Raw genomic sequence first — 11,610 nt, forward strand, 5'->3', positions numbered from 1 at the left:
CCCGATCACCTTTGCTTTCTGCCGACGGTAAAAAATAAAATCGGTCCAATAATATTGATACACACAATGACCGCTGCCCACATCCACTTTGGACCGTTTGTCCGCTCTTCCTTTATACAGCTGATAAGCGCAAACACTGCCAAAACCAACTGTAATACAATCAGCGGCAAAATCATTTCCCAAGAAATATTCATGGCTTAATCCCCCTTTTCTGCCGGTCCGGTTTAATGACAAAAAAGTAATAGCAAATGATTGGCATCGGCGCTTGAATCAATCCGACAATCCCCCAAACCCATGCCATGCGATCCCGTTTTTTGGCATCAATAAACAAAAAGATTCCCTGTGCCAATACGATAAGATAAGCCACCACAACCCCGACAATTTCTGTTTGTGTCATCGGCGCTCCACCTCGCATTCGCCGAGACTTCTTTTTTTCTCAGCAATAATCAAAATCGGTAATACCGTAAGCACACAAACCTGAAGCACAATAAATACAGTGAAAGCCTGAGTGAACGCTAGAATTGCCGCACTCACAACCATCATGGCGCAAAGTACAAATAAGATGATCTCTTTCAGCAGTTTTTTTCTTCGTTCAGCTCTCATTTGTAACAGTTGGCGGAGCAGTTCTTTTTGATCCGGTACAGAAGGATTGGCTGCTTGATCTATTTTCTGCCATTCTGATTTTAAATGATGAGAAAGCTGTTCTTTATTCATCGTTCCACTCCTTTCTGATTTGCTTAAGCCCTTTATGAACTCTGGACTTCACAGTGCCTTCTTTGATCCGCAGCATCAGCCCGATTTCGGCGTAGGTATAGCCGTAGTAATGCCTTAATAAAACCGGTGTGCGCAGTTTAGGGTCCAGCATTGAAAACAGATCGAGCGTTTCGCTCCATTCTTCTCCTTTAACCGACACGTCCCACTTGATCTTGCGGATTGTTTCCTCCGCAACCGTCTGATTCCGTTTCCATTCTCTCTTTCTCTTTTTCTGGTAATCAAGGTAGAGTCTCGATGCAATGGAGATCAGCCAGGTGGAGAATTTGGAACGCCCCTGGAAGCTTCCTAAGTGAATGTACCCTTTCAGAAAGGTTTCCTGAACAAGTTCCTCGCTGAGATCTGGATGGAGGGAAAGCTTTAACAAGTATTTATATAAAAATGAATAATGATAATGGAAAAGGGCTGTAAACGCCTCGTCGTTTCCCTCTTTCGCCTGCTGAATCAGCTGCTGTTCTTCATATGCATCCAATGGCCGCGATCCCCCTTTTTTTGTTCTTCTGTCTTATGAGACGACACCGGATTCAAAAGCGTTCAGCTTTTTTACAATTCTTTTCAACCATTGACAGATCAATCTTCACGGCCGTTTGGCTGTACATCTGCATTTGTAAACCCCCTTATAGTCTGTTAAGCTATGACTTTATGTCGATTTGAAAATAACATCCAATATGGAGGACGATGCATTGAAAGTAGAAAGGCGAACGATTGAATATATTCCGAATGAAGAAAGACATGGTAAAGCAAAAGATTTATTTCCCGTATGGTTCGGGGCTAATATGCATATCACAACGTTGGTGACCGGTACGATTCCAGTTGCAATGGGACTTAATCTATTTTGGAGTGTTGCCGCTATTATTTGCGGAACCTTAATCGGTGCCATATTTATGGCTTCTCATTCCGCGCAAGGCCCTCAGCTCGGCATCCCGCAAATGATTCAAAGCCGTGCCCAATTCGGCGTAATCGGAGCGATTCTTCCCCTCTTCTTAGTTATGTTTATCTACCTTGGTTTCTTCGCAAGCAGCACGATTCTGGCGGCTGGAACCTTAAGCAGCTTTGTTCCCATCCCGGGCTCATGGAGCATTATAGGCTTAAGCGCCGTATGTTTTTTACTCACGATTTTCGGCCATGATTTAATTCACAAAATGCAAAAAATCCTTTCTTGGACCTCTTTTGCTGTGTTTTTTGCTGCAACAATACTCATTTTTCAACTGCCGATCCCGGCAGGCAGCTGGATTCCCGGTGCGATTAATCTGCCAGTTTTCTTAGTGGCAGTCAGCGCAGTCGCAACATGGCAGCTTGCCTATGCACCGTATGTTGCCGATTATTCAAGATATCTGCCAATTAAAACACCAGCGTCTAAAACATTTTGGTACAGCTATGCAGGTACATCTGTCAGCTCCATCTGGATGATGCTGCTCGGTGCTTTGCTGACAACAGCACTGCCTGACTTTACAGCAAACTCAGGCAGCCAGATTGTGCAGTTGTTCGGACCCTTCTCGTTCATTATGCTGATCATTGTGTTATTTGGACAAATGGCGATCAATGTCTTTAACCTGTATGGCGCTTTCATGTCGACGACAACAACGTTGGAGCCGTTTCTGAAGCTAAAGGTCACGCCCAACGTCAGAATCATCATGATCCTCGGCGTCACGCTTGTCGGTACAGTTTTAAGCCTTCTCGGGCAAAGTAATTTTATGGAGCTGTTTTTGAATTTTATCTTTTTCATCAGCTACTTCTTAATTCCTTGGACGGCAATCAATTTAGTCGATTACTACTTCGTTCGCCACGGGAGCTATCAAGTCAAAGCCATGTTCGATATGAACGGGCCGTACGGAAAGGTCAATTGGATTACCACGATTGCGTTCGTCCTGTCCATCTTGCTAGAAATTCCGTTTATCAATACGTCCTTTTACATTGGGCCGCTGGCCAAAATGTTTGGGGGCGGAGACATCGCATGGATTGTCGGCTTGGCCGTGCCTTCTGTGCTTTACTATGTATTAATGAAACCTCGTCTGAAAAAACAGGCGGGCTATCAAGAAAAGCTGTCTTCTCTATGAAGACAGCTTTTTATCATTCAAATCGTTTCCATACGCGAGGCAGCATGTCAGAAAGCTCGTGTGCGAGCAGCGTATGAGCGGAATGCTCATCCGTCCAAAGCTCAGCGCACACACCGTGCAGATAGACTGCGTTTAATATCGCGTGTTTTGGATCATCATGACAGCAGAGCATGCCCAATATCATGCCCGTCAGCGTATCACCGGTTCCGCCCTTGGCGAGTGCCCCGCTTCCAGTTTGGTTAAGCCAGCAATCACCGTCGGGAAACGCGATAACGGTTTGATTTCCCTTTAATACAATGACAGCTTGCAGCTGAGCCGCCCATTCCTTTGCGTGTTCTGCTCTTTTGTTTTGTAATTCTTTCACCGGCACCCCCGTCATGCGGGAAAACTCACCCGGGTGCGGCGTGAGGATAATGGGCGCCTCCCGTTTCGGGTATGTGCGCTTCACCAGCGCTCCCGCATCCAAAATGACGGGGCAATCCGCCGCAAGCACATGATCAACTGCCTGCTGTACGCTTTCGGTTTGCGGCAGACCCGGTCCAATGGCGATGGCTCGGTACGCCTCTTCAAGCTGAGACTCAGCCGTTTTTTTCCAGCCGTCACGCCAATAGGTCGCCTCGGGCAGAACAGGCACAATCAGCGGGATCACGCTTTCAGATGTACCAATGACCAGCTTTCCGAGACCGCTGCGCATCGCCCCAAGCCCCGCAAGAATCGACGCGCCCGGCATGTCGTCGCTTCCCGCCAGCAGCAAAGCTGTACCGAATGTACCTTTATGGCTCTCCGCCTTTCTTTCAGGGAGTGATGCCCTCACATGCTCTTCACTCCAGACTGGAACATTCATCTCTATCCCTCCTCTGTTTTCTCTTCCTATTTTTCCTGTACCTTTTCTATTTCAAACAAAAAAGACAGCCTGAAGGGCTGTCTTTTATTTTACAGGAACATCAAGATGATACAGGCGGCGATATCGTTCATTTCCCGCCAGCAGCCCCTCATGCGTTCCTTCCATTTCTGTTTTTCCATTTTCAAGAAACACGATTTTATCGGCCGCTTCCACTCCTGCGAGATGATGCGTAATCCATAAGATCGTTTTTCCTTTCAACACTTCAAACACCGTTTCCATCAGCTCGCGTTCGGTGATCGGGTCGAGGCCGACTGTCGGCTCATCAAGGATGATGATCGGCGTATCCTGCAGCAAAATCCGAGCGAGTGCGATTCGCTGGCGCTCTCCTCCGGAAAACCGGATGCCGGTTTCTTGAACGGAGGTATGATATCCGTCAGGCAGTGACTCAATATAGTCATGCAGCTTCACCTGTTTTGCGGCGCGGCGCACATCTTCGTCGCTTGCCTCTCCGTTTCCAAGCCTGATGTTGTTCAGAATGCTTGTATCGAACAGATGGGGCTTTTGGTTTAACACAGCCACCGCGTCAGCAATCTGATCCTTTAACAGCGCTGTCTCTACTCCGTTTAACGTCACAAATCCTGCATCAGGTTTCAGGACGCCTTCAATTAAAGCGAGCGAGGTTGATTTTCCAGACCCGCTTCGGCCGAGCAGCGCCATTTTTTCCCCTTGGCGCAGAGTGAAGGAAAAATTGTGCAGCACCCGGCTGCTGTCATCATAAGAAAACGTCACATCGCGAAATGACAGTGTGACATCTTGAAGATCTAATGCTTCAGCTGCTAATTCCGGTTGTGATGCCTCCGGCTGAGCAGCCACTCTATTCATTCGTCTGATGGAATCCTGATAGCCGGGCACTTCGCCCAAAGCATCTGAAAGAGGAAGAAAGGCTTCCGTCAGCGGGAAGACCACAAGAACAAAAGCAGCAATCATTGTTTTAGCAAGGCCGCCGTCTGCATGCTGACCCGCCGTCCAAAACAGCATCATCAAAATAAGACCGGCGACAAGACATTGTGCAGCAAAGTCCCGCCACCTGATAAAGTGTTGCTTTTTCCGTTCAAGCTCAAACCAATCATGTTCCTCTTTTTCATAGGAATCAATAAATGCATGACGGCGGCCGCTGAACATCCAGTCGCTGACACCCATCACAGCATCTGTCAGACGACTGTACAGCATATTACGCCCGCTTTTCAGCTTCGCATTTTTGGCCCTTGTGACAAGCAAAGACACAACCGGAAACAGCACCACAAGAACAAATAAATAAAGCGCAAGCAATATAGCAAACGGCCATGAGAAGAACCCGAGCGCAATCACAGAAACAGCGTACAGAAGCAAGGCAGAAATAGCAGGAAAAATCGTTTTTAAGAAGGCATCCTGCAAATGCTCAATATCCTCAGACAAAATGCCGAGCATATCTCCTGTGCGAAAACGGGAACGCAGCATCAAGGCGCCTGGCTCAAGCATGTTGTAAAGACGGACACGCATGTCGGACACGATTTTCAAAATAATATGGTGCCCAACGAGGCGTTCCACATATCGTGACACAGACCGCGCAATTCCAAAGGTGCGCACAGCGACAATCGGCACATAAATGAGGAGAATATTCTCCGGTCTTGTCGCCGCCTTAGAGATCAAAAATCCTGAGGTGAACATAAGAAAAGCAGCAGAAAAAATCGTCACCGCACCCAAAAAGATGACCAGAACGAACAGGCGGGCATTTTGCTTGATATACGGCAGAATCCATTCTTCTTTCTTCATGCTCTTTCCCCCAGTTGTGCCTCCACGAGTTTGGTATACACACCATTTTTCTTCAGCAATTCATCGTGAGTCCCGATTTCCGTAACCCTGCCCCCATCCAGCACGATAATTTCGTCCATATCGAGCATCCAGTGAAGGCGGTGAGTCGCGAGAAAGACGAGCTTATCCTCAAATAAATCCAGCATCGTTTCTTTTATTTCATATTCTGTTTCGATATCAAGGTGGGCAGTCGGCTCATCCAGCAGCAGAATCGGGCGGTTTCCCAAAAAGGCGCGGGCAAGTGCGACACGCTGCGCCTGGCCGCCGCTGAGCGCCCGGCCGCCTTCCCCAATTCGTCCCTCTAACCCATTTGGAAGCTTGTCCATCATCTCCGTCAGCCCCGCCGCGGCAGCGGCGCGGGCTGTATCCTCAGCAGAAGCGCTTGGATGATAAAAGCGAATGTTGTTCGCCAGCGTATCATCAAAAATGTACGGATGCTGCGGGATATAGAGAAGGTTTTTCTGCCAGCTGCCGTCCTGCAAATGGGACCTGCCTGAACCATTAACTTCTATCGTACCGCCATTTGGTTCCAAAAAACCGCCGAGAATATCAATTAATGTTGATTTTCCGGCACCGCTTGCTCCGATGATGCCGATTTTTTTCTTCCCTTTGAATGATAGATCAATATCGGACACCGATCGGCCGACTGACACGCCTGACAGCTTCAACTCATCTCGATCAGACCACGTCCCAAGCTGAAGCGGCGCCTCTTCTTTAAAGCCAGGCTGTGACAGAATCTCTTGAATAGCTTTGCCTGCTTCCTGCCCGTTCAGCGTTGCATGATAATCATTCCCCACTTCCCGTACTGGCAGAAAATATTCAGGCGCGAGAATAAGCGCCGTTAAAGCGGGACCAAGCAAAATATCTCCTTCAATGAGACGCAGGCCCAAAAATACTGCGACTGTCGCCACCGACAGCATTGTAAAAAAATCGAGTGCAAAGGAAGATAAAAATGCCACTCGAAGCGTGCTCATCGTTGCTTTGCGATATCGCTCACTCACGTAGAAAATATTTTTGCTGTGCGACTTGCTCAAACCTAGGAAACGCAATGTCTCCAGTCCGCGAAGAGAATCAACAAAATGGTTGGAAAGTCTCTGATAGGATTTCCACTGACGATCCGCCTTTCTCTGTGCGACAAGGCCGAGGAGAATCATAAAGATGATCAGAATCGGCAAAGCAGCGACTAAGATGACAGCTGATGTCCGGTCCTGAAAGAACACATAAATGACAACCGCCGCAGGCACAATGGTCATGCTGACCATTTTCGGGAGAAACAGCTCCAAGTAGCGGCGGAACTGGCTGATGCCTTCCATCGCCAGCGTCACCATTTGCCCCGTTCCCTCTTTCTTAGCAAAGCGAGGGCCTAACCGGAACAGCTGATCAAGAAAACTTTTTCTCAAATCGGCCCCTGTCCGGGCGGCATATTGATAGACCATTTTCTGGCGCGCCACCGTCACCGCGTGCCGTGCGACAAAAGCGATAAGGAAAAAGCCGATCACCGGGAACAGGGAGGCTATACTCTTCCCGTTGAACAGCCCGGTTACGGCTTTACTCAGCCACTCTGCCTGCATAATAATAGCGGCTGTCTGAATTAGCGTTAAACAAATAATCACAGTGAGAATCCGCTTCATTCCTTTATATCGAAACAGGTCTTTTCCCATTAATAAGTCATAGGCTCCTTATGACTGACGCGCTTCCGGAAGACGTAGTAGCTCCAGATCTGACTGCCGATGACAAACGGCAATAGCGTTAATGCTGCAATTGACATCACTTTAAGCGAATAATCCCCGGAAGAAGCGTTAGCTACTGTTAAATCGTACGCGCTTTGCAGCGAACTGACCATGACCCGAGGGAATAAGGAAATAAAGATCATTCCTACAGTCAGCGCCAGCCCTGCGCCTGTCATCCCAAATGTCCAGCCGTCTTTTTTCTTACGGATAAATACAGCTGCAAGCATAAAGCAGATGACGATCAAAATAACGAGCGGGATGGTAATCTCGCCGCGGCGAGTAAACATGTCTGTCTGATAGGCAGAAAGAGCCGCGAAGGCAAGAACCGCCACAAAAACAACACTCATTATCTTTTGCGCCATTTTTCGGGCGCGTTTTTGCAAATCACCAATCGTGCGCAGCGTGATAAACATTAATCCATGCTGGAAGCAAAGAAGTGTTACGGTCACACCGCCAAGTACAGAGTATACATTTATATAATCGGCTAGATGTGCGTGAATGTTCATATCGGCATCAATCGGCATTCCTCTGAATAATGTCGTGAACAGCACACCAAGCACAAACGGGGGAATCAGACTGCCGAAGAAAACAACCCAGTCCCAAACCTTTACCCATTTTAAATGTTCGACCTTGCCGCGGAACTCAAACGCGACCCCGCGGCCCATTAACGCAAGCAGCACAACGACAAACGGAATGTAATAACCGCTCAGCATCGTTGCATACCAGTTCGGAAACGCTGCGAAAATGGCGCCTGCACCAGTCAAAAGCCATACTTCATTTGCGTCCCAAAACGGTCCGATCGTATTGATCAGCACTCTGCGTTCTAATTCATTATGGCCAAGAAAACGTGTCGCCATGCCGACACCGAAATCAAAGCCTTCCAAAAAGAAAAATCCTACAAACAATACAGCAACGAGTATAAACCAAAGATCATGAAGAGATGCCATGGTATACCTCCTGACTAAATGGGTCTGTTGATACAGGAACATCATGATGATCACTATGATCTGCACCTTTTTTAATTTCACGGATGAACAAGAAGACAAGCAGTGCACCCAGAATCATATACATGACACCGAAGGCGATAATTGAGAATAACAATGAGCCTGCCGTTACGTTAGGCGACACAGATTGAGCAGTTGTCATCAAGCCCATGACTGTCCACGGCTGACGTCCGATTTCCGTCATAACCCAGCCCGCAGAGTTCGCGATAAACGGGAAGGAAATCAATGCGATCATGATGCGCAAATACCATTTGCTCGTTTCAAGCTTTTTGCGGCGGTTTAACCAAAGCCCGCCTAACGCAGCAAGAATCATGACAACACCTGCGCCAACCATGATGCGGAAGCTCCAGAATGTCGTTTTTACGGGCGGAATGTAGTCGCCTTTTCCGTATGTTTTTTCATACTCAGCCTGAAGAGTTTTCATCCCTTTGACACTTCCGCTGAATTTCTGATAAGCCAAGTAACTCAAAGCATAAGGAACTTCGATTTCATTTGAGCTTTTTTCATTTTTTGTATCGATCGTAGCAAAAGCGGTCCAAGCAGCAGGGTCACCGCTGTCTTCCCATAAGCCTTCACTGGCAGCCATTTTCATCGGCTGTGATTCCATTAAATGCTCAGCCTGCATGTGTCCGCTCAGGCCGACGCCGAGACCGGCACAAAGGCCGACGATCATTGCGATTTTAAAAGATTGTTTAAAGAACGGCACTTCTTTTTTCTTCAATAGTTTAAAAGCACTCACTCCGGCGATAAAGAAAGCCCCTGTCGCGAGCGCCCCAAAAATAACATGCGGGAATTCAACCCAAAGCTGCGGGTTTGTAATCAGCGCGGCAAAGTCATTCATTTCCGCGCGGCCGTTTTTGATTGTAAAGCCGACCGGCTCCTGCATAAAGGAGTTCGCTGTTAAAATCCAGAAAGATGACATGATCGTTCCGAATGACACGAGCCAAATGCAGAGAGCGTGAATTTTTTTCGGCAGGCGATCCCATCCGAAAATCCATAATCCGATAAAAATAGATTCCATAAAAAATGCCAATAATGCTTCAATCGCTAGCGGAGCGCCAAATACATCTCCGACAAAACGGGAATAATCAGACCAGTTCAGTCCAAACTGGAATTCTTGCAAAATCCCCGTGACAACACCGACAGCGAAATTTATTAAAAATAAGTGTCCCCAAAACTTTGCCATCTTGAGGTACAGCTCATTTTTCTTCACAAGATAAAGAGTCTCCATCAACGCAACCATAAACACAAGCCCGATAGACATCGGCACGAACAAGAAGTGAAACAACGTTGTTGATGCAAATTGAATGCGGGCTAATACCAATTCACTCATGCTTTCTCCTCCATTTCCCGTTGAAACTGCATTTACTTTGCTCACTACTTCACATACAAAACCGGAAACTTTGATCATTAATTCACAAAATAGACGAAAAAAATATATATTGCTCAATACTTCACAAACATGTCAAAAAGCTATTCCATATGATGCTAGATTGCCAGACTGACCAAATGACATATTCTTTAACTGGTTCATATTAAGTACTTTACAACGATTTATTTTAAAAAGAAAGTCCAAAATAATCAAAAAGACCTAAATGATGTGACGGATTGTTGTCTGTTTTGTTGCTGATTTATGGCGGACGCTAGGATAAATGACCCTTTTTTATCGTACATCAACACATCGTTTCTTGCGAATAAAATGCTTGGCAGGCTCTTGTGTTCATTTCTCATTACTCTGTCATAGGCCGATTTTAGTCAGATTGTCTCTTTCCTGGTGAACCGAAAAGTTGTGACAAGCTGAATAGTACATTTTTAATATATTCATTATTTGAATTTTTCAGTATGATTAACGTAGTGAACAATTCAATGCATCAAGAATAGGGGGAGGTTTTTCAATGGAAGAGCTTCAAACACAAGTGCAGTTGCAAACGGATACAATTTATAAAGGAGTTCGAAAAGAAAATGTGTTTGCCAAAGCCATGAATATAAAAGTAGGCATCATACCGCTTCCTGTGTATGCCTTGCTGTTTATATTAATCACCGTATTTGTTATGCATCACAATGTAAAAAGCGACATTTTGACATCCATTGCCGTTATGGCATTTTTCGGGTTTACCTTTGCCCAAATCGGCAAATCGATACCGATTGTTCGTTCAATCGGCGGCCCTGCCATCCTAGCTACTTTTATTCCGTCCGCTGTCGTCTACTATCACCTGCTGCCTAATGATATCGTCAAATCCACCACAGAATTTACAGAAAACTCAAACTTTCTATACTTATTTATCGCCGGGATTGTCGTCGGAAGCATTCTCGGCATGAAAAGAGAAACACTCATAAAAGCATTCATGAAAATCTTTATTCCGCTTATTGCCGGTTCTGTCGCGGCTGCTCTTGTCGGTCTGGCTGTCGGCACAATTCTTGGGCTCGGATTCCAGCACACACTGCTGTACATCGTCATTCCTATCATGGCTGGCGGTGTCGGAGAAGGCGCTATCCCGCTGTCGATCGGCTATTCTGACATCATGCCTATGTCTCAAGGAGAAGCGTTCGCCCTTGTTCTGCCGTCAATTATGCTAGGCAGCCTGTGCGCGATCATTCTAGCGGGTTTGCTGAACAGAATCGGAAAGAAAAAACCGGAATGGACAGGCAACGGTAAAGTGGACCGGTCAGAACAAGAGTCCCCTGCGCTGCAGGAATCACAAAGCGGACAGCAAATGTTCAACCTTTCTTTATTTGCGTCAGGCGGAATTCTTGCAGTCTCTTTATACTTAGTCGGCATGCTCGCTCACGACTTTTTCGGTTTCCCCGCACCTGTTGCGATGCTGTTGCTGGCTGTCCTGATTAAGCTGTTCAGATTGGCGCCTGCCTCAATCGAAAATGGCGCATTTGGAGTGTCCCGCTTCTTTTCAACTGCTGTGACCTATCCGCTGCTCTTTGCAATCGGAGTATCCATGACGCCGTGGGACAAGCTTATCGCCGCCTTTAATATCAGCAATATCATTACGATTTTGTCTGTCGTTATAACCATGATGGCCGTCGGCTTTTTCACCGGAAAATGGCTGAACATGTACCCGATTGAAACCGCTATTATCAATGCGTGCCATTCAGGACAAGGCGGCACCGGGGACGTCGCTATTTTAAGCGCCGCAGAAAGGCTTGAATTAATGCCATTCGCCCAGGTATCCACCCGAATCGGGGGAGCGATTACAGTGTCCTTAACCTTATTGCTGCTGCATCTATTTTATTGAGACACCTCAAGCAAGTTCTTCGCAAATCGGAAGAACTTGCTTTTTTTTGCATGTCAGTGTTTTTCCAACTTCCCGCATCATGCTATAGTAATAGTTGGAAATACT

At 46.7% G+C, this 11,610-nt stretch carries 11 protein-coding genes; 2 read left to right on the plus strand and 9 right to left on the minus strand.

Annotation, left to right across the window (positions count from 1 at the left end):
- Positions 1-5: 5 nt before the first annotated feature.
- Genes yxlE through sigY form a run of 4 tightly spaced genes read right to left on the minus strand, consistent with a single transcriptional unit; the run spans position 6 to position 1,243 of the window.
- Positions 6-194 carry a sigma Y negative regulator YxlE gene (gene yxlE / locus AAGG74_RS13410; protein ID WP_162103693.1) on the minus strand — a complete coding sequence of 63 codons (189 nt, stop codon included), beginning with the start codon at positions 192-194 and terminating at the stop codon, positions 6-8.
- Complete coding sequence (yxlD, locus tag AAGG74_RS13415; RefSeq protein WP_162103690.1) at positions 191-397, minus strand: sigma Y negative regulator YxlD; 207 nt, start codon at positions 395-397, stop codon at positions 191-193. The genes yxlE and yxlD overlap by 4 nt, the downstream gene beginning before the upstream one ends.
- Positions 394-714: a YxlC family protein gene (locus AAGG74_RS13420; protein ID WP_429675785.1), complete on the minus strand. Its 321-nt coding sequence runs from the start codon at positions 712-714 to the stop codon at positions 394-396. Before AAGG74_RS13420 ends, yxlD begins: the two co-directional genes overlap by 4 nt.
- Complete coding sequence (sigY, locus tag AAGG74_RS13425) at positions 707-1,243, minus strand: RNA polymerase sigma factor SigY (RefSeq protein WP_429675786.1); 537 nt, start codon at positions 1,241-1,243, stop codon at positions 707-709. Before sigY ends, AAGG74_RS13420 begins: the two co-directional genes overlap by 8 nt.
- Positions 1,244-1,454: 211 nt before the next feature.
- Between sigY and AAGG74_RS13430 the strand changes: the two genes are divergently transcribed.
- Positions 1,455-2,828: a cytosine permease gene (locus AAGG74_RS13430; protein ID WP_429675787.1), complete on the plus strand. Its 1,374-nt coding sequence runs from the start codon at positions 1,455-1,457 to the stop codon at positions 2,826-2,828.
- A 13-nt stretch (positions 2,829-2,841) separates the two neighbouring features.
- Here AAGG74_RS13430 and AAGG74_RS13435 read toward each other — a convergent pair whose 3' ends face one another.
- The 5 genes from AAGG74_RS13435 to cydA form a co-directional block, all read right to left on the minus strand.
- Positions 2,842-3,672 carry an NAD(P)H-hydrate dehydratase gene (locus tag AAGG74_RS13435; protein ID WP_429675788.1) on the minus strand — a complete coding sequence of 277 codons (831 nt, stop codon included), beginning with the start codon at positions 3,670-3,672 and terminating at the stop codon, positions 2,842-2,844.
- An 84-nt stretch (positions 3,673-3,756) separates the two neighbouring features.
- Positions 3,757-5,484, minus strand: coding sequence for a thiol reductant ABC exporter subunit CydC (gene cydC, locus AAGG74_RS13440; protein WP_429675789.1), 1,728 nt, complete (start codon positions 5,482-5,484; stop codon positions 3,757-3,759).
- Positions 5,481-7,184, minus strand: coding sequence for a thiol reductant ABC exporter subunit CydD (gene cydD / locus AAGG74_RS13445; protein WP_429675790.1), 1,704 nt, complete (start codon positions 7,182-7,184; stop codon positions 5,481-5,483). Before cydD ends, cydC begins: the two co-directional genes overlap by 4 nt.
- Entirely contained in the window at positions 7,184-8,200 is a 1,017-nt protein-coding gene (gene cydB, locus AAGG74_RS13450) for a cytochrome d ubiquinol oxidase subunit II (RefSeq protein ID WP_162103669.1), read from the minus strand. Before cydB ends, cydD begins: the two co-directional genes overlap by 1 nt.
- Positions 8,184-9,590: a cytochrome ubiquinol oxidase subunit I gene (gene cydA, locus AAGG74_RS13455; RefSeq protein ID WP_162103668.1), complete on the minus strand. Its 1,407-nt coding sequence runs from the start codon at positions 9,588-9,590 to the stop codon at positions 8,184-8,186. Before cydA ends, cydB begins: the two co-directional genes overlap by 17 nt.
- A 562-nt stretch (positions 9,591-10,152) precedes the next feature.
- On the opposite strand from cydA, the gene cimH reads away from it, so the two are divergent.
- Positions 10,153-11,505, plus strand: coding sequence for a citrate/malate transporter CimH (gene cimH, locus AAGG74_RS13460; protein WP_429675791.1), 1,353 nt, complete (start codon positions 10,153-10,155; stop codon positions 11,503-11,505).
- The last annotated feature ends 105 nt before the right edge of the window (positions 11,506-11,610 follow it).

The sequence above is a fragment of the Bacillus mexicanus genome (assembly GCF_050445615.1).
GTDB lineage: Bacteria > Bacillota > Bacilli > Bacillales > Bacillaceae > Bacillus > Bacillus mexicanus.

Coding starts and splice junctions, on each gene's coding strand:
- yxlE (WP_162103693.1), bottom strand. CDS start 194: ATGAATATTTCTTGGGAAATGATTTTGCCGCTGATTGTATTACAGTTG.
- yxlD (WP_162103690.1), bottom strand. CDS start 397: ATGACACAAACAGAAATTGTCGGGGTTGTGGTGGCTTATCTTATCGTA.
- AAGG74_RS13420 (WP_429675785.1), bottom strand. CDS start 714: ATGAATAAAGAACAGCTTTCTCATCATTTAAAATCAGAATGGCAGAAA.
- AAGG74_RS13435 (WP_429675788.1), bottom strand. CDS start 3,672: ATGAATGTTCCAGTCTGGAGTGAAGAGCATGTGAGGGCATCACTCCCT.
- cydC (WP_429675789.1), bottom strand. CDS start 5,484: ATGAAGAAAGAAGAATGGATTCTGCCGTATATCAAGCAAAATGCCCGC.
- cydD (WP_429675790.1), bottom strand. CDS start 7,184: ATGGGAAAAGACCTGTTTCGATATAAAGGAATGAAGCGGATTCTCACT.
- cydB (WP_162103669.1), bottom strand. CDS start 8,200: ATGGCATCTCTTCATGATCTTTGGTTTATACTCGTTGCTGTATTGTTT.
- cydA (WP_162103668.1), bottom strand. CDS start 9,590: ATGAGTGAATTGGTATTAGCCCGCATTCAATTTGCATCAACAACGTTG.
- cimH (WP_429675791.1), top strand. CDS start 10,153: ATGGAAGAGCTTCAAACACAAGTGCAGTTGCAAACGGATACAATTTAT.